The organism is Paraburkholderia sp. UYCP14C (genome assembly GCF_004197395.1).
Classification (GTDB): Bacteria; Pseudomonadota; Gammaproteobacteria; order Burkholderiales; family Burkholderiaceae; genus Paraburkholderia.
In genome coordinates, this window is record NZ_SELS01000014.1 from 87,552 (window position 1) to 105,843 (window position 18,292).

The 18,292-nt window shown below is 65.3% G+C and carries 16 protein-coding genes and 1 tRNA gene; 15 read left to right on the forward strand and 2 right to left on the reverse strand.

Annotation, left to right across the window (positions count from 1 at the left end; genetic code table 11):
* Positions 1–15 precede the first annotated feature (15 nt).
* The 3 genes from EVC45_RS15325 to EVC45_RS15335 all read left to right on the forward strand — a co-directional run bounded on the left by EVC45_RS15325 (position 16) and on the right by EVC45_RS15335 (position 2,968).
* A complete protein-coding gene (locus EVC45_RS15325; RefSeq protein WP_129958823.1) occupies positions 16–1,329 on the forward strand; it encodes a replication-associated recombination protein A in 1,314 nt (437 codons plus the stop codon).
* A gap of 64 nt (positions 1,330–1,393) precedes the next feature.
* Entirely contained in the window at positions 1,394–2,689 is a 1,296-nt protein-coding gene (serS, locus tag EVC45_RS15330) for a serine--tRNA ligase (RefSeq protein WP_129958824.1), read from the forward strand.
* Between the two features lie 188 nt (positions 2,690–2,877).
* Positions 2,878–2,968 (forward strand) — tRNA-Ser (locus tag EVC45_RS15335).
* Between the two features lie 285 nt (positions 2,969–3,253).
* Here the strand turns inward: EVC45_RS15335 and EVC45_RS15340 are convergent.
* Positions 3,254–4,795 (reverse strand): methyl-accepting chemotaxis protein, encoded by a 1,542-nt coding sequence (locus EVC45_RS15340; RefSeq protein WP_129958825.1) that lies wholly within the window; start codon positions 4,793–4,795, stop codon positions 3,254–3,256.
* Between the two features lie 330 nt (positions 4,796–5,125).
* Between EVC45_RS15340 and EVC45_RS15345 the strand changes: the two genes are divergently transcribed.
* The 11 genes from EVC45_RS15345 (at position 5,126) to EVC45_RS15395 (ending at position 15,052) form a co-directional block, all read left to right on the forward strand.
* On the forward strand, positions 5,126–5,569 hold the full coding sequence (locus EVC45_RS15345) for a (2Fe-2S)-binding protein (RefSeq protein ID WP_129958826.1): 444 nt from the start codon (positions 5,126–5,128) through the stop codon (positions 5,567–5,569).
* Positions 5,550–7,814 (forward strand): molybdopterin cofactor-binding domain-containing protein, encoded by a 2,265-nt coding sequence (locus EVC45_RS15350; RefSeq protein ID WP_129958827.1) that lies wholly within the window; start codon positions 5,550–5,552, stop codon positions 7,812–7,814. The genes EVC45_RS15345 and EVC45_RS15350 overlap by 20 nt, the downstream gene beginning before the upstream one ends.
* Before the next feature lie 55 nt (positions 7,815–7,869).
* Positions 7,870–8,214, forward strand: a complete 345-nt coding sequence (locus EVC45_RS15355) for a c-type cytochrome (protein WP_129958828.1) — start codon at positions 7,870–7,872, stop codon at positions 8,212–8,214.
* A 129-nt stretch (positions 8,215–8,343) separates the two neighbouring features.
* Positions 8,344–9,417, forward strand: a complete 1,074-nt coding sequence (locus EVC45_RS15360; protein ID WP_129958829.1) for a porin — start codon at positions 8,344–8,346, stop codon at positions 9,415–9,417.
* Positions 9,418–9,467: 50 nt separating this feature from the next.
* Positions 9,468–10,445: an AraC family transcriptional regulator gene (locus EVC45_RS15365; protein ID WP_129958830.1), complete on the forward strand. Its 978-nt coding sequence runs from the start codon at positions 9,468–9,470 to the stop codon at positions 10,443–10,445.
* 366 nt (positions 10,446–10,811) lie between these two features.
* A complete protein-coding gene (gene map, locus EVC45_RS15370) occupies positions 10,812–11,597 on the forward strand; it encodes a type I methionyl aminopeptidase (protein WP_129958831.1) in 786 nt (261 codons plus the stop codon).
* A 91-nt stretch (positions 11,598–11,688) separates the two neighbouring features.
* The gene (locus tag EVC45_RS15375) at positions 11,689–12,222 is read left to right on the forward strand and encodes a GNAT family N-acetyltransferase (RefSeq protein ID WP_129958832.1); all 534 of its coding nucleotides are present in this window, start codon (positions 11,689–11,691) and stop codon (positions 12,220–12,222) included.
* Between the two features lie 210 nt (positions 12,223–12,432).
* The gene (minC, locus tag EVC45_RS15380; protein ID WP_129958833.1) at positions 12,433–13,272 is read left to right on the forward strand and encodes a septum site-determining protein MinC; all 840 of its coding nucleotides are present in this window, start codon (positions 12,433–12,435) and stop codon (positions 13,270–13,272) included.
* A gap of 106 nt (positions 13,273–13,378) precedes the next feature.
* Positions 13,379–14,194, forward strand: coding sequence for a septum site-determining protein MinD (minD, locus tag EVC45_RS15385; protein ID WP_129958834.1), 816 nt, complete (start codon positions 13,379–13,381; stop codon positions 14,192–14,194).
* 14 nt (positions 14,195–14,208) lie between these two features.
* Positions 14,209–14,463 carry a cell division topological specificity factor MinE gene (gene minE, locus EVC45_RS15390; protein WP_008922443.1) on the forward strand — a complete coding sequence of 85 codons (255 nt, stop codon included), beginning with the start codon at positions 14,209–14,211 and terminating at the stop codon, positions 14,461–14,463.
* 277 nt (positions 14,464–14,740) lie between these two features.
* The gene (locus EVC45_RS15395) at positions 14,741–15,052 is read left to right on the forward strand and encodes a YXWGXW repeat-containing protein (RefSeq protein ID WP_129958835.1); all 312 of its coding nucleotides are present in this window, start codon (positions 14,741–14,743) and stop codon (positions 15,050–15,052) included.
* Between the two features lie 251 nt (positions 15,053–15,303).
* On the opposite strand, the gene EVC45_RS15400 is transcribed toward EVC45_RS15395, so the two are convergent.
* A complete protein-coding gene (locus EVC45_RS15400) occupies positions 15,304–16,746 on the reverse strand; it encodes a chloride channel protein (RefSeq protein WP_129958836.1) in 1,443 nt (480 codons plus the stop codon).
* Between the two features lie 218 nt (positions 16,747–16,964).
* On the opposite strand from EVC45_RS15400, the gene waaC reads away from it, so the two are divergent.
* Positions 16,965–17,969 (forward strand): lipopolysaccharide heptosyltransferase I, encoded by a 1,005-nt coding sequence (gene waaC, locus EVC45_RS15405; RefSeq protein ID WP_129958837.1) that lies wholly within the window; start codon positions 16,965–16,967, stop codon positions 17,967–17,969.
* The last annotated feature ends 323 nt before the right edge of the window (positions 17,970–18,292 follow it).

Consider the following 18,292-nt stretch of genomic DNA (forward strand, 5'->3'; position numbering starts at 1 on the left):
TATCCCCAAAACGCCATGTTTGAAGAAACCCGTGCCAATGTTCCGCTCGCCGAACGCCTGCGGCCACGCAATATCGACGAAGTGATCGGCCAGTCGCATCTGCTCGGGCCGAATAAGCCGCTGAGGGTCGCGTTCGAATCGGGCGAGGCCCATTCGATGATCCTGTGGGGCCCGCCCGGCGTCGGCAAGACCACGCTCGCGCGACTGATGGCCGATGCGTTCGACGCGCAGTTCATCGCGTTGTCCGCGGTGCTGTCGGGCGTGAAGGATATCCGCGAGGCGGTCGAGACCGCGCAGATCCATCGCGCGAACGGTCATCAGACGCTGGTGTTCGTCGACGAAGTGCATCGCTTCAACAAGAGCCAGCAAGACGCGTTCTTGCCGCACGTCGAGTCGGGCCTGTTCGTGTTCGTCGGGGCAACGACCGAGAATCCGTCGTTCGAGGTCAATAGCGCGTTGCTGTCGCGGGCCGCGGTCTACGTGCTGAAGAGTCTGACCGACGACGAACAGCGCGAGCTGCTCGAGCGCGCGCAAAAGGAGCTCGGCGGCCTCACGTTCACCGACGAAGCGCGCGCCGCGCTGATCGGCTCGGCCGACGGCGACGGCCGCAAGCTGCTGAACAACCTCGAGATCGTCGCGCGCGCGGCCGCTCAACAGAAGACCACTGAAATCGACGGCGCGTTATTGGGCAGCGCGCTCGCGGAAAATCTGCGCCGCTTCGACAAGGGCGGCGACGCATTCTACGACCAGATCAGCGCGCTGCATAAATCGGTGCGCGGCAGCAACCCTGACGGTGCGCTGTACTGGTTCTGCCGCATGCTCGACGGCGGCGCGGACCCGCGCTACCTCGCGCGGCGCATCGTGCGCATGGCGTGGGAAGACATCGGCCTCGCGGACCCGCGTGCCGCGCGCATCACGCTCGACGCCGCCGAGACCTACGAGCGTCTCGGCTCGCCCGAAGGCGAGCTCGCGCTCGCGCAGGCGATCATCTATCTGGCGGTCGCGCCGAAATCGAATGCCGGGTACAACGCGTACAACGAGGCGCGGCGCTTCGTCGGCAAGGACCAGTCGCGCGCGGTGCCGGTGCATCTGCGCAATGCGCCGACCAAGCTGATGAAGGAACTCGGCTACGGTCACGACTACCGTTACGCGCACGATGAACCCGATGCGTACGCGGCCGGCGAGACCTATTTGCCGGACGGCATGCGCGAGCCGCATTGGTATGAGCCGACGCCGCGTGGTCTCGAAGGCAAGATCGGCGAAAAGCTCGCGCGCCTCGGCGAACTCGATGCGCGGTGGCGCGCCGAGAACAAGGCGAAGAAGGCCTGAGGCGTTTCGCCCTGGCCGGTGCGTTAAAATCGCGTTTTCATCCAACGAACATCCGTCCCATCCCATGCTCGACATCCAGTTGCTGCGCAAAGACCTCGACGGCGTCGCGAAACGCCTCGCCGACCGCGGCTATACCCTCGACGTCGCGGCCTTCACCGCGCTCGAAGCGGAACGCCGCGATACCCAGACCCGTACCGAAGAACTGCAGGCGCGCCGCAACAGCCTGTCGAAGCAGATCGGCGCGATGAAAGGGCGCGGCGAAGACACGTCGGCGGTGATGGCCGAGGTCGGCGGCATCGGCGACGAGATGAAGGCGTCGGCGGTCAAGCTCGAAGACATCCAGAAGCGTCTGTCGGACCTGCTGCTCGGCGTGCCGAACCTCGCGCACGAAAGCGTACCGCTCGGCAATGACGAAGCCCATAACGTCGAAGTGCGCCGCTGGGGCACGCCGCGTCAGTTCGACTTCGAGGTGAAGGACCACGTCGACGTCGGCACGCCGCTCGGCCTCGACTTCGAGACCGGCGCGAAGCTGTCGGGCGCGCGCTTCACGATGCTGCGCGGGCAGATTGCGCGGCTGCATCGCGCGCTCGCGCAGTTCATGATCGACACGCACACGCAGCAGCACGGCTATACCGAGATCTACACGCCGTACATCGTCAATCCGGACATCCTGTTGGGCACCGGCCAGCTGCCCAAGTTCGCGGACGACATGTTCCGCGTCGAGAAGGGCGGCGGCGAAAACACGGTCACGCAGTACCTGATCTCGACCTCGGAAATTTCGCTGACGAACACGGTGCGCGAGAGCATCGTCGACGCGGACGCGCTGCCGATCAAGCTGACCGCGCACTCGCCGTGCTTCCGCTCGGAAGCGGGCTCGTATGGTCGCGACACGCGCGGCATGATCCGCCAGCATCAGTTCGACAAGGTCGAGATGGTGCAGGTCGTGGCGCCGGACGGATCGTACGACGCACTCGAGCAGATGGTCGGCCATGCCGAGGCGATTCTGCAGAAGCTCGAACTGCCGTATCGCGTGATCACGCTGTGTACCGGCGACATGGGCTTCTCGGCCGCGAAGACCTACGACCTCGAGGTGTGGCTGCCCGCGCAGAACACCTATCGCGAGATTTCGAGCTGCTCGAATACGGAGTCGTTCCAGGCGCGACGCATGCAAGCCCGTTTCCGTAACGCGCAGGGCAAGCCGGAACTCGTGCATACGCTGAACGGCTCGGGCCTCGCGGTGGGCCGCACGCTCGTCGCGGTGCTCGAGAACTTCCAGAACGCCGATGGTTCGGTGACGGTGCCCGCGGCACTGCGGCCGTATCTCGGCGGTGTGGAGCGGCTCGAAGTACCGGCGGCCTGAGCGTCTCGCCCGCATGCGCGGTATCGTCGCGTGTTTGACGATGCCGCGGACGGCATCCCGGCCTCGCGAAAATTTTTAGCAGTTTTTTCGACTAGGGGCTAGGAAAACTGATTCAAGCTGTTCTATAATCTTTTTCTCCCAAGCAACGACCCGCTTGGATCCGACAAAGTAGCAGCGTTGGAATACCCGGAAAGGTGGCAGAGTGGTCGAATGTACCTGACTCGAAATCAGGCGTACGGTTTCCCCGTACCGTGGGTTCGAATCCCACCCTTTCCGCCAAATTCTGAAAACCCCTTGATTTCACCGAGATCAAGGGGTTTTTGCTTTGCGGTCTCGTATTGCTTTGCCAAGGCAATACGACTTTATTCAAGCGTCATTTATTGGCGATCATCCGTAGAGACCTTAGGCAATACGCCTCTTCGGCATCGTGATGAACGGCGCGCCGTAAGCAAACCAGCCCGTCTGTAGTCGATGCTGCCCGATGTAAAGGGCAGCACTTCGCGGGGGCCTGTTAGCGGCGCCCAACCGTTTTCTTCAGCGTATCGACGCGAGGGGCCGGGCGCCTCATCCCACCCGAAACCCCTCCATCACCTCCCTCAACGCCCGCGCCTGATCCGCGAGCGACGCAGCCGCCGCCGCGCTTTCTTCGACGAGCGCCGCATTCTGCTGCGTGACTTCATCCATCTGCGTGATCGCGATCCCCACCTGCTGAATCCCGTCGCTCTGCTCACGCGACGCCTGCGCAATTTCACCGACGATGCTCGTCACGCGCGCGATCGCCGCTTCGATCTGTTGCATCGTGCCTCCCGCGTCTTCGACGAGTCCCGCGCCGCGCTCGACGCGTGAGGTCGAATCGGCGATCAGCGCGCCGATCTCGCGCGCCGCCGCGGCCGAGCGTTGCGCGAGGCTGCGCACTTCGCCGGCCACGACCGCGAAGCCACGACCTTCGTCGCCGGCGCGCGCGGCTTCGACCGCCGCGTTGAGCGCGAGGATGTTGGTCTGAAACGCAATGCTTTCGATCGTGCTGATGATGCCCGTCATCTGCGACGAGCCCGTGTGAATCGCGCGCATCGTTTCGATCATGCTGCCGACCGCGTCGCGGCCATGCGCGGCGAGGTCCGACGCGCCGCGCGCGAGTTCGCTCGCCTGTTCGGCATTGCTCGCGTTGAGCTGCACGGTCGCGGTCAGCTGCTCCATCGCGGAGGCCGTCTCGCCGAGCGAGGCCGCCTGCTTCTCGGTGCGCTGCGACAGATCCTGGTTGCCCGCGGCGATCTGCTGCGTCGCCGACGCGATCGCCGTCGATCCCGAACGCACCGCCGCGACCGTGCCGAGCAGCCGCTCCTGCATCGCCGCGAGCGCGCGCAGCAAGGTGCCCATTTCATCGTTCGTGTGCACGCTCGCGCGAGTGCTCAGGTCGCCCGCGGCAATCGCGTCGAACTGATGCATGGCACTCGTGAGCGGCTTCATGATCGCGCGACGCAACGAGCGCCAGCTCAGGAATGCCACCGCGAGCGCCAGCAGCACGCTCGCCGCGCAGGTCGCGAGCATGCCGTGAAAGAGCGCGTTCGAGTGCTCGCCAGCCTCGGTCGCCTGCGCGTCGAGGTAGCTTTCAAGCTTGCCCTGGCTCGCGTTCATTGCGGTGTACAGCGCAATCAGATTCTGCGCGCGGCTTTCGTCCATCCAGCCGGTGTCGCCGCCGCGAATCGCGTCGATCAATTTATCGATGCCGTCGTGGCGCACCGCGTTGCGCTTCGCGTCGAGGTCGTCGGTCAGCGCAGCAAGTTCCGCGGCCTTGGGCAGCGCGCGGAACTCGGCCCAGTGACGATCGGAGTCCGCGAGCAGGCCGTTCGCGCGATCGAGCTGCATCGCGAGTTGCGGCGAGTGCGGATTGGCCATCGCCCAATCGAGCCCGAAGCGCGCCCGCGACATCGCGGTGCCGGACTTGCCCAGCGCGACGACCGACGCATAGTGCACCGCGTACGCGTCGCGCTGCGCGCGGTTGCTTTCGGCCATGCCGACGATGCCGATCGCGCCGGTCGCGATCAGCAGCAGGGCGAGGAACGCGATCGTGGCGGCGATGCGCGCGTTGAGCGTGAAATTTTTCATTGGAAGGTAGGGTGCGTCCAGGTTGCCGGAATCGTTGGATTTGTTTCTTTGGCGAAACAAACATCCATTTGTGGAATGAATAACCGTTTATAACGGCATTCCGGCGCGAACTATTTAGGCCGGCATCGAGCGCCAGCTCAATCTGCATCGAGGTTCCAGGGAAAACGCGAGGTTTTGCCGTTTCCTGAGCCTTTCCATCGATTGCGAGACGATCGGCTACCTATTCGGGCGGCTGTGTCATTGCCGCGCATTTTGTCCGCCTCAAGAATTCCATCCATCGCGTTCGTCGTGACGGACACCTCGGGCGGCGATCTTTGGGGGAGACCGAGCATGCAATTCACACTGAACGGAAAGCCGTTCGATTTCGATGGCGATCCGGACACGCCGCTGTTGTGGGTGATCCGCGACGCGGCTGCGCTGACGGGCACCAAGTACGGCTGCGGCATCGGCGCATGCGGTGCGTGCACCGTGCATCTGGAAGGCGAGGCGACGCGTTCGTGCGTGCTGCCGGTGTCGGCGGTGGCGGGACGCAGCATCACGACGATCGAAGGCTTGTCGCCCGACCTCACGCATCCGGTGCAGCAGGCGTGGATCAGCAAGGACGTGCCGCAATGCGGCTACTGCCAGTCCGGCATGGTGATGGCCGTCGCCGCGCTGCTGAAGCAGCATCCCCATCCGACCGATGCGCAGATCGACCAGGGCGTGACGAACCTGTGCCGCTGCGCGACCTATCACCGAATCCGCGAGGCCGTTCATGTCGCAGCGAATTCCTGAGCGCGCGGCGGCGCAGGTCACTGCGCACCCCGCCACGCCAGCAGATGCGCCGCTTCGCGAGAGCCGGCGTGCGTTCCTGAAGAGCAGCGCCGCGACCGGCTTTGCGATCGCGGGCAGCCTCGTGCTGCCGCTCGCGTGGAGCACGCACGCCGAAGCCGCCGAAAGCGCGGGCAGCCCGCCAACCTCTACCGGCGTTCACGAAATCAACGACTGGGTGCGTGTCGATGCCGACGGCCGCACGATCATCGGCCTGTCGCAATGCGAGGTCGGCCAGGGCGTCTATACCGGCCTGCCGCAGGTGCTCGCCGACGAGATGGATGCCGACTGGCGGCGCGTCAGTGTCGAGTTCGTCACGGGCCGCGACGCGTACCGCATCTCGGCCGCGAACGAGATGCCGCAGCAGTTCGTTGGCGCGTCGATGTCGGTGACGATGTTTTACACGCGCTTGCGGATCGCGGGCGCCCAGGCGCGCGCGGCATTCCTGAAGGCCGGCGCGCAGCGTCTCGGCGTACGGCCGACGCAATGCACGGCGAAGAGCGGTCGCGTGATTCATCTGCAGACGGGCCGCTCGGTCGGCTATGGCGAACTGCTCGACGACGTCGCGAAACTGCCGCTCGATGCGCATCCGCGCTTGAAGCCCGAGTCCGCGCATACGCTGATCGGTCAGCCACTCGCCAAACTCGACGTGCCCGCGAAAGTCAGCGGCCGCGCGCAATTCGGCGTCGACGTGAACGTGCCCGGCATGCTCAACGGCGCGATCAGGATGGCGCCGACGCTCAACGGCAAACCGCTGGCCGTGCGCAATCGCGATGCGGTGCGCGCGTTGCCCGGTGTGGTCGAGGTCGTGCAGGCGAAGGACGCGATCATCGTGGTGGCCACCACCTACTGGCAGGCGAAGAAAGCGTGCGATGCGCTCGACGTGCAATGGGACGACGCCGGCACGCCAGCATTCGACAGCGCGACGATCCTCGCGCAACGCAAGGCTGCGTTGATGGCGGAGCACGCGGTCGTCGCGACGCATCTCGGCGATGCGGCCGCGCGACTGAACGGCGCGCACGCGGTGATCGAAGCGGACTACCACACGCCCTACATCGTTCACGCGACGATGGAGCCGGTCAACGCGACCGTGCACGTGCGCGAGCACGACATCGAGGTGTGGGGGCCGATCCAGGGGCAGGACAAGGTGCGCTGGACGCTCGGCGCTATTTTCAAAATGCCGGCCGACAAGGTGATCGTCAACACGACGTTTCTCGGCGGCAGCTTCGGGCGCAAGTACGTGCCCGACTTCGTGATACACGCGGCGGTCGCGTCGAAAGCCGTGGGGCGTCCCGTCAAGGTGATCCGCTCGCGCGAGGACGACATCCGTCACGGCTTCTACCGGCCCGGCGTGTCGGCGCGCCTGCGCGCGGTGCTCGGCGCGGACGGCTATCCGCAGGCGATGCATATCCGCGTGACGGGGCAGTCGCTGTACTGGTCGATCAAGCGCGACTACTTCGAGAAAGCGGGCGGCTGGGACGAAACGATGCTCGATGGTCTGTACGACCTCGGCTATCACGTGCCGAACCTGCTCGTCGATTCGGTGAACGTGAACCAGCCGATTCCGGTGAGCTTCATGCGCAGCGTCGGCAGCACGTCGAGCGTGTTCTTTCTCGAGAACTTCATCAACGAACTCGCGCACGCGGCGCACATCGATCCGCTCGCGTATCGCCGCACGCTGCTGCGCGACGATCCGCTCGCGTTGCGCGTGCTCGATCGCGCGGCCGCGAAGGCGGGCTGGTCGAGCAAGCCCGCCGCCGGCGTGCATCGCGGTCTCGCGTATTGCCTGTACACCGGCCGCGGCGGCGCGTTCACGACCTACGTCGCGCTGATCGTCGAGTTGCGGATGGTGAGCGGCAACGCGAAGCTCGAACGCGTCGTCTGCGCGGTGGACTGCGGCCGTTCGATCAATCCGATGCTGATCCGGCAGATGGTCGAAGGCGGCATCGGCTTCGCGCTGACCAACACGTTCAGAAGCGAGATCACGTTCAAGGACGGCGCGGTCGAGCAGCAGAACTTCGCGGACTATCCGCTGCTTTATCTCGCGCAGATGCCGAAGGTCGAGGTCGTGATCGTCGACAGCGATCGCGCGCCGCAGGGCGTGGGCGAGGTGGTGCTGCCACCCGTCGCGCCCGCCGTCGCCGAAGCGCTGTATCAGGCGAACGGCACGCGTCTGCGCACGATGCCGCTCGACCAGCCGCTCGTCTGAACCCGCACCAGGCATGACGCCGTAACCGATCCATCACTCACAAAAGAAGAGCCCCATGATTCGCCCGCTGATCGTTTCTCTCGTCTCTCTCCTTGCCGCTGGTGCGGTGTCGGCGGCGCAGGCCGAGCCCGCCGTCGATGCCGCGCGCGCTCAGGACATCGCCCGCCAGCATGCGTGTTTCGGCTGCCACGCGGTCGATAAAAAGCTCGTCGGTCCCGCCTGGCGCGATGTCGCCGCGCGCTACGCGGGCAAGTCCGGCGCGCTCGCGACGCTCGTCGCGCACGTGCAGAACGGCACGTCGGGCGTCTGGGGCGCGGTGCCGATGCCGCCGAACCAGATCGACGCCGCCGACGCGCAAACCGTCGTGCAGTGGATTCTCGCGGGCAGCAAGACCAACTGAAGCAGTGGGCCAGCTGAACCCGTCATCACCAATTTCGCACCAGAAAACGCGGTAAAAACCGGATCCGCCGCGAAGCCCGGCAGGATCTCACATTAATAAGTACTACTTTGAACAGGGTTGGAGACTCACATGAAGAAGTTTTGCGCGGCAGCCGTGCTGGCAGGCACGGCGGGGCTGGCCTTCGGCCAGAGCAGCGTGACGCTGTACGGTATCGTCGATACCGGCGTCGAGTACTACAACAACGCGGCGAAGGGCGGCACGTTCGTCGGCATGCCCACGCTGACGGGCGAAGTGCCGTCGCGCTTCGGGCTGCGCGGCATCGAGGATCTCGGCGGCGGCTACAAGACGTTCTTCGTGCTCGAAAGCGGCTTCGCGCCGACGACCGGCGCCCTGAACTACGGCGGGCGTCTGTTCGGCCGGCAGGCGAACGTCGGGGTGATCAGCAACTACGGCACGCTCACGCTCGGCCGGCAGATGAACATGTCGATGTACGTGCTGCAGAACGCGGACGTGATCGGCCCGTCGATTCATTCGATGGCGAACTTCGACAGCTATCTGCCGAACGCGCGCAGCGACAACGCGATCGGTTATCTCGGCAAGTTTCATGGCGTGACGCTCGGCGGCACGTATAGTTTCGGCCGCGACGCGGCGGGTCCGGCGGGCCCGTCGGCGACGAACTGCGGCGGGCAGATCCCGGGCGACGCAATCGCGTGCCGCCAGTACACGGCGATGGTCGCGTACGACGCCGGCTGGGGCGGAGCGGCCGCTTCGTACGACGTGATGTACGGCGGCCCCGGCGCGAGCGCGCCGCTCACCAGCAGCGACGACACCGACAAGCGCGTGATCGTCGACGGCTACCTGACCTATCAGGGCGGCAAGGTCGGCGCCGGCTGGATTCGCCGCAACACGTCGGCGGCAACGCATCAGCAAACCGATCTGTTCTTCCTCGGCGCCAACTACTTCGTGACGCCGGCGTTGTCGTTCGATGCGCAGGGTCTGCGCTACATCGTGCGCTCGCAATCGAGTTCGACGATGGTGGTCGGGCGCGCGAACTATCTGCTGTCGAAGCGCACCACGGTATATTCGTCGCTGGCGTATATGTTCAATAGCCCGCTCGCGGCGAATGCGGTGGCGGCGGCCGGCACGGTGACGCCGGGCGCGAACCAGCTCGGCGTGATGGTGGGCATCCAGCAGCGCTTCTAGGCAACACCCAAGGCAATACCTCGGGCAACACAACACGGAGATAGAGAGAAATGGCGGTGGACCTGTTGAGCGACACTCTCGCGGATCTGCGCGCCGACGCGGTCGTGACCGGCCATTTCTCGCTGACCGCGCCGTGGGCGTTCCTGAAAGGGGCCGTCGACGGCGCGGCGTTTCGCACCGTGTTCGGCAGCCCGTTCTACGTGATCGTCGAAGGCATGGCGCCGGTGCGCGTCGAGACCGGCGACTTCGTGCTGCTGCCGCATGGGCATCAGCACGTGCTCGCGTCGTCGCCGGAGGTCACGCCCGTGCCGTTCGACAACCTGATGGCCGACCAGGGTATCCGCCCGAGCTTCGACACGCCGCTGCATTTCACCGCGGGCGGCGGCGGCTCGGTCAGCGATCTGTACACCGGGATCATGGTCTATCGCGAGGCGATGCGCAGTCCGCTCTTCAGCGTGCTGCCGCCGCTGATTCACGTGCGCGCGAACGACCCGGCCGTCGGCCCGTGGCTCGCGAGCACGCTGATGGCATTCATCCGCGAATCGATGTCCGCGCAGCCGGGCTGGGCCGTCGCCGCCGCGCGCCTGGCCGACGTGCTGTTCGTGCAGTTGCTGCGCGCGCATCTGGCATCGGCGATCAATCACACCGGCTGGCTGCGCGGGCTGATGGACCCGCAGATCGGCAGGGCGATCGCGCTGCTCCATCGGCAGCCCGAGCGGAGCTGGACCGTCGAGTCGCTGTCGGCGGCGGCGGGCATGTCGCGCTCGCGTTTTAGCGCGCGCTTCGTCGAGCTGGTCGGCGACACGCCGATCGGGCATCTGACCTCGTATCGCATGTACCTTGCGAGCGGCGCGCTGCGCGATCCGCGGCGGCGTCTGATCGAAATCGCCGAGAGCGTCGGTTATGCGTCGGAGAAGGCGTTCATTCGCGCGTTCCGGCGCTGGTCGGGGATGGCGCCGAAGCAGTACGCGCGCAATCAGCGCGATCCGTACGATATGGCGAAGGACTCAACGCAGAGAGCGATCTGACGGAATGTTCCAGATTTAGTTTGGAAAACTGATCGATTGACGCGGCCCGGCTCGATGGGGTTTCGAGCCTTTTCGCGGTGAGTCGATGCCAGCACGCAAGTCGTGCGAGTCACGCAAGCCGCCCAAGCCGGGCAACCCGGCCGCGCGAGAACAGTCCACCCTGATTCCGGCACACGGCGCAACCCGGCCCCGGCCGCGCCACCACCGCCGCCCGCGCACCGCTTCAGCCGGTTTCCGCGGGGTCCATCCGCGATCCTCTGTACAATTGCCCGAATTCTCCCAATCGAGCGGCGCTTGCGGGCCGCCGGGCTTGCGGGCGCGGCGGGTCATCTCGCGCTTGACCCGCGACTCACATCGACTGAATTCATGGCCATTACCTACAAGACTCCCGACGATATCGCGAAGCTGCGCATTGCCGGCCGCCTCGCGGCCGACGTGCTGGCAATGATCGGCGAGCACTTCAAGGCAGGCGTCTCCACCGACGACCTCGACGCGCTGTGCAACGACTACATCGTCCACACGCAGAAAGCGGTTCCGGCCAACGTCGGCTATCTGGGCTTTCCGAAGACCGTCTGCACGTCGGTCAATCACGTCGTGTGTCACGGCATTCCGAATCGCGGCGAGATCCTGAAGGACGGCGACATCATCAACATCGACGTCGCGGTCATCAAGGACGGTTATTTCGGCGACACCAGCCGCATGTATTGCGTCGGGCAGCCGAGCACGGTCGCGCGTGCGCTGATCGACACGACCTACGAGGCGATGGTGGCCGGCATCCGCGAGGTGAAGCCGGGCGCGACGCTCGGCGACGTCGGCTACGCGATCCAGAAGGTCGCGCAGCGCGAGGGCTTCTCGATCGTGCGCGACTACTGCGGGCACGGCATCGGCAAGGTCTATCACGAGGACCCGCAGGTGCTGCACTACGGTCAGCCGGGGCAGGGCTTGCGTCTGAAGCCGGGCATGGTCTTCACGATCGAGCCGATGATCAACGCGGGCCGCGCCGGCACGTCGGTGCAGCGCGACGGCTGGACCGTGATCACGAAGGACCGCTCGCTGTCGGCGCAATGGGAACACATGGTCGCCGTCACCGACGACGGCTATGAACTGCTGACGCCGTGGCCGGACGGCACGGGCGGCTACGACGCGCCGTGAGCGGGACCGCATATTGTGGTGAAGAAGGAATTGACTCGCCGGCCGGTTCGGTTAAAGCTACGCGTTAGGGTTTCCAGGGGTTTTCGTCTGCATGAGTCCGTCATTGACCGTTCGCCGCATCACTGCTGACCAGGGCGCCGTTTTTCGCGAACTCCGCACTGCCTCGCTGCGGGAGGCGCCATACGCCTTCGGCGCGACACTCGAGGACGCGTTGTCGGCCGACGCCGCCAGTTTCGACGCAACCGCGGCGGATCACGCGGTTTCGCAGTCCGTCGGCACCTTCCTGCTGTACACCGAGGGCCATCCAGCCGGTCTCGTCGAGGCGTATTTCGACGACACCGCGGCGCGCCGCGCGTTCGTCTGCGAATTGTGGGTGGCGCCGGCCGTGCGTCATCTGCGCGGCGGCGAACTGCTCGTCGACACCGCGAGCAGCTGGCTCGCGAATGCGGGCGCCACGGAAATCTACGCGTGGGTCGCCGACGCGAACCGCAACGCGATGCGCTTTTACGAAGCGCTCGGCTTTGGTCCGACCGGCGAGCACCGGCGCGTCGAGCGCGCGCCCGAGCAGGCCGAAAGTCTGCTGGTGCGACACGTGCCGACCACCTCACAGGTGTTCCAGCAGTGATCGCCCAGGCGGCGCGTCGCGCGCGCCGCTCGTCTGCGCCGTCCCTTCATCACGGTCTTTTTCCCGCTAGCATTTTTTTCGCACCGTCGCGCGTCGATCGCATCGACGGCGCGCGTCGCGCCCACGCGCGCGAGTACCGATTCTCCCGGGAAAAATAGTGGCCGCGCGCACGTACGCCTGTAAAATACGCAAAATTTTTTGCCGAACGCTATGTCGCCCAAGAAATCGCCCTTTTTCGAACTGCGCAGCGGCTCTGTCGACACGCTGATGTTCGTGGTCAAAACGACCGACCTCGATGCGATGCGTGCCGAGCTGACGCGACGCTTCGAGGCGACTCCCGAATTCTTCGCTAACGACGTCGTCGCGATCGACGTGCGGCGTCTTGCCGGCAACGAACGCATACCGCTCGCCGATATCGCGCAACTGCTCGACAGCGTGCGCATGCGTCCGATCGGCGTGGTCGCGAATGCGGAGCAGGGGTGGGCGACGGAATCGGGCTTGCCGCTGCTCGAAGCGCGCGACCGCCGCGGCGCGCCGGCCAAACAGGCCGATGAGGACAGCGCCGCAAGCGCGGCAGCAGGTGCCGAGGCAAGCGCGGCCACCGGCACTGCCGCCAGCACTGCATCCGCAACCGCCAGCACGGCCATGGACACGGCCGCTGCCGCCGGCGTCGAACCTTCGCCCGCCGCCGAGCCGGTGCGCCTCGCCACCTCGCCACAGACGATGGTGGTCGACAAGCCGCTGCGCTCCGGCCAGCGCATCTACGCGAAAGGCGATCTGGTCGTGCTCGGTCTGGTCAGCAATGGCGCCGAGGTGATCGCGGAAGGCAACATCCATATTTACGCGCCGCTGCGCGGCCGGGCATTGGCCGGCGTGCAGGGCAATCACGACGCGCGCATTTTCTGCACGTGTCTCGAACCGGAACTCATCTCGATCGCCGGCATCTATCGAACGACCGAGAACCCGCTGCCGGCCGACGTGCTCGGCAAGCCGGTGCAGATCTGGCTCGAAGACGAAAAACTGATGATCGAACCGCTGCGGCTCACGTAAAGCGCCGCGAAACGCGTGCTGCCCCGAGCGATTGCGGCCGGCGGCGTTTCATGGCGACGCGGGCCGCGCATCAATTGACGCATTTGACGAACACAAGGTAAGGGTAATGGCAAAAATCATTGTGGTGACTTCGGGCAAGGGTGGCGTGGGCAAGACGACCACGAGCGCGAGCTTTGCGTCGGCCCTCGCGCTGCGCGGCAGCAAGACCGCCGTGATCGACTTCGACGTCGGCCTGCGCAACCTCGACCTCATCATGGGCTGCGAACGCCGCGTCGTGTACGACCTGATCAACGTGATCCAGGGCGAAGCGAATCTGAACCAGGCGCTGATCAAGGACAAGAAGTGCGAGAACCTGTTCATCCTGCCGGCGTCGCAGACGCGCGATAAAGACGCGCTGACGATGGAAGGCGTCGAGAAGGTCATCAACGATCTGATCGCGATGGACTTCGCCTACATCGTCTGCGATTCGCCGGCCGGTATCGAGTCGGGCGCGCTGCTGGCGATGCACTTCGCCGACGAAGCGCTGATCGTGACGAACCCGGAAGTGTCGTCGGTGCGCGACTCCGATCGCATTCTCGGCATCCTGTCGTCGAAGACCAAGCGCGCGATCGAAGGCAAGGAGCCGATCAAGGAACATCTGCTGATCACCCGCTACAACCCGAAGCGCGTCAGCGAAGGCGAAATGCTGTCGCTGACCGACATCCAGGAAATTCTGCGCATCGATCTGATCGGCGTGATTCCGGAATCGGAAGCGGTGCTGCACGCGTCGAACCAGGGTCTGCCGGCCGTGCATCTGGACGGCACCGATGTGGCAGAAGCCTATAAAGACGTCGTGTCGCGTTTCCTCGGCGAGCAGAAATCGCTTCGCTTTGTCGATTACCAGAAGCCCGGGCTGCTGCAGCGCCTCTTCGGCACCAAGTAAGGGGAGCGCACGTAATGTCGATTCTTTCGTTTTTGCTGGGCGAGAAAAAGAAGTCCGCGTCGGTAGCGAAGGAACGCCTGCAGTTGATCATCGCGCACGAGCGCGCCGGCGGCCATGCGCCCGCCGATTATCTGCCTGCGTTGCAACGCGAACTGGTGGCCGTGATCTCGAAGTACGTGAAGATTTCCGACGATGACATACGCGTGAGTCTCGAGCGTCAGGACGATCTCGAGGTGCTCGAAGTCAAGATCGAAATACCGCAGGCCTGAGCTTCGGATGGACCGCGCTCCGCGGCCCATCTCGCACCCTATGCAGGACGCCGCATTGCGTCGGCTTGGATCGACGCGATGCCGTGCGGCGTTCGGCTCTCCCTCCGGCTTCTGTCTGAAGCCGCATTTTCGCGCCCGCACGGCGCTCGTCATTTCCCGCTCGAAATATACCGTTGCACTTCAGCGGGCGCCGTTACACGCGCCTCGTCAGCCTCGCGTCGCCCTCGCGCATTAAACGGGTAACGCCGCATCCGGTGTTCAACCTAAGAGGGAAATCATGAACAGAACCTTTCGCCTGCTGCTTGCCAACACCGTTCTGATTGCCGCCGGCGCCGCCGCGATGGCCTCGGCTTCGGCCGCGGAAGTCGTCATCGTCGCACCGTCCGCGCCGCCCGTGGAGCGCTTCGAAGCGGTGCCCGCGCCGCGCGTCGGCTACGTGTGGGATCACGGTCACTGGCGCTGGGATCACGGCCGCTACGTGTGGGTCGCCGGACACTGGCAAGCCGAGCGGGTCGGCTATCACTGGATGCCGGGCCACTGGATCGAGCATGGTCCGAACTATCGCTGGGTGCCGGGACACTGGGCTTGATGCGCCGCTCAGTCATGCGGTGACGTCGAGTGACGGGCGGTGCGCGGCGGGCGATCGTGCGCCCACCGCGCCGCCCGCCTGGATCGCATGGGCGCCGACGACGCGCCTGTGACCGGGCAGATGAACGTGAACGTGGAGAAATTGCGAATGAAAAAGAATCTACTCGTGCTCGCCGCGCTGGCGGTAATGCTGGCCGGTTGCGTCGTCGTGCCCGCACGGCCGCTGTATGTGCACGCGCCCCGCGTGGTCGTCTACTGACGCGGCGAGTCGAAGGTATCCGGCGCGATGTCGTCTGCGCTATCGCCGGCGGCCGGCTCGCCGTCGACGTCGTCCGCTGCCGCTTGCGGCACCTCGACCTCGGGGACTTCCGGCACCGGCGCGGGCGCGGGCTGCGGCAGCGGCGCCAGGTAGCGCTCGGCCAGCGACTCATAGAGCGGCGGCGCGAACAGGCGCGATACGCGGCTCGCAATCAGCGCGGTGGCCATCAGCGAAATCACGAGCGCGTGGCCGTCGATCATCTCCATCACGATCACGAACGACGTGATCGGCGACTGCGTGACCGCGGCCAGATAGCCGACCATCGCGAGCGCGATCAGCATCGGCAATTGCATCGAATCGAACACCATGTGCAGCAGATTGCCGAAGCCCGCGCCGATCGACAGCGACGGCGCGAAAATGCCGCCCGGAATGCCGGGCAGGTATGAGCCGATCATCGCGATCATCTTCAGGAACGGATAAAACATCGACAACTGCTCGCGTCCCTCGAGCAGGCCGCGCGCTTCCGTATAGCCGCTGCCGAACGTCGTGCCGCCCGAGATCACGCCCACCACCGCGATCGCGAAGCCGCACAGCGCGGCGAAGACGACCGGCCGCTCGCCATGCAACTGACGCAGCGGCGCCGGAATCCAGCGCGCGGTATTGAGCAGCAGCCAGCCGAAGATGCCGCCCGCGATTCCTGTGACGAGCGCGGTGAGCACCACCGCGACGGCGAGCAGATCGGGGAAATGCGCGCCGATCTGGATCGTGCCGAAGTACGTGTAGTTGCCGTTCAGGCCCAGCGCGACCACACCCGCGATGATGATCGCCGTGATCAGCACACCGCTCGTGCGAGCCTCGAAGCTGCGCGTCAATTCCTCGATCGCGAACACGACCCCGGCGAGCGGCGTATTGAACGCAGCCGATAAACCCGCTGCCGCGCCCGCCAACGCGAGCTGCCGTTCGATCTGCGCATTCGAGCGCGGATAGAACCGGCGCAGATTGAACATCAGCGCGGCGCCGACCTGCACCGTCGGTCCTTCACGGCCGATCGTGAGGCCGCCGAGAATCGCGAGGAAAGACACGCCGATCTTGCCGAGGAGAATTCGCACCGACAGCAGCCGCGTGCCGTATGCGCGCTGCTTCGTGTGCAGCGTCGCGATCACCTGCGGGATGCCGCTACCCTCGGCGCCGCGAAAGAACTTGCGCGTGAGCCAGACCGCGAGCGCGGCGAGCGCGGGCGTGATCACCAGCGGCGCCCACACGTACCGCTGCCGCACGCCGAGAAACGCGTCATACCCCCAGTCGATCAGGCGCGCATAGAGCACCGCGACCAGACCGACCGCGATGGCACCGAGCCAGAAGATGCCGTATTGCCGCCACAGTCGTTGCGCGCGGCGCATGACAGCTGGCGAACGGGAAGGTAAGGGCCGGGACATGAATTGGATCGTGCAAAAGACCAAGTATAAAACGTGCCGGACCGACCAGAATGCGTGAAAGACTTTTGAAATAATGACGCACGGTGGATTGTCAGCCGCATACTTTTTGCTGTAACACGCGGTATTGAGAATCGGACAGCGCGGGATGCCCATTTGGCGGAGATCGGTAATTCCGTCAGCTAGAATAGTTTCAACTTCGAACAACGAACAGACCCTCAATGAAGCGAATCCTTATCGTCAAGGTCACTTCACTAGGCGATATCGTGCAGGCGTTGCCGGTCGTCGCCGATATCAAACGCGCATTTCCTGGCGTTCAGGTGGATTGGGCGACGGACGAAGCATTTGCGCAAGTCGTGCATTGGAGCCAGGGCGTCGATCGCGTGCTGTGCGCGCCGCTGCGCCGCTTCAAGAAGGCGCGTCGGTGGAGCGATCTGAAGGCGATCTGGGCATCGATCGCCGAGCTGCGCGCGTATCGCTACGACTACATCATCGACATTCACGGCGTCTACAAGAGCGCGATCATCGCCTTCCTCGCGCGCTCGTCGCGGCGCATCGGCTATCAGTCCCAGGATCTTGGCGAGCGCGGCGCCGCGTTCGCCTACACCGGCCGTTTCGGCCCACGTCCGCAAGGCAGCGCGTGGCACGGCATGCGCATCAGCGCCGGCGAAGCGCTCGGCTACCAGGTGGAAGGCCCACCCATCTACGACCTGCAACTCCCCGAGGCCCGGCCGCAGCCGTTCGCGACGCAGGACGCGCCTGTCGCGGCGCTCTTTCATGCCACCTCGAAAGCCGACAAGAAATGGCCGCTCACGCACTGGGTGGCGGTGGGGCGCGAATTGAGCGAGCGCGGCTTCCAGGTGGTGCTGCCGTGGGGTTCGGACGGTGAGCTTGCCGAAGCCGGGCAGATCGCCGTGCAGGTGCCGGGGGCGACCGTGCTGCCGCAAATGAGTGTCACCGAAGTCGCGCAGATGATCGACGCTTGCGCGCTCGTGGTCGGTACCGATACGGGCTTCGTGCACCTCGCGCATGCGCTGCAGAAGCGCACCGTGATGATCTTCGTCGCGACGTCGCCATCGCATTGCGGCGTCGAGGCGCCGTATCGCTCGAACTCGATCGGCGACGGCCACTCGGTGCCGCCCGTCAGCGCGGCGCTCGAAGCGATCGACTACGTGCGAGCGGCAGAGCCGGTGCTCGCGATGCAGCACGGATCAGCCGCCGCCTGAGGTCGTTCGCGCAAGCGCGCAATCGTTTGCGCAAAGAAAAGAGGCGCGGCGCATAGTCCACCCTTGCGGGCAGGCACTGCATCGTCGCGCCTCCAAAAGCGCCCGTGTCGGGGAACAGCGGGCGGAGAGGATTCGATTACACGTCTGTTAAAACTGTCGCTTTTCGTTGGACGCTGAAACGTCCGATGCGCGCGCGGCAACGCGGCAAGCTGCCATGCCGCGTTGCGTCGAAGCTTGCCCGGCGCGCGTTGAGCCGCGCCATTGCGGCAACGCTGGCACGGCCAGCAAGGCTTCTATCGCGACAGTGCGCTCAACGGAGTATA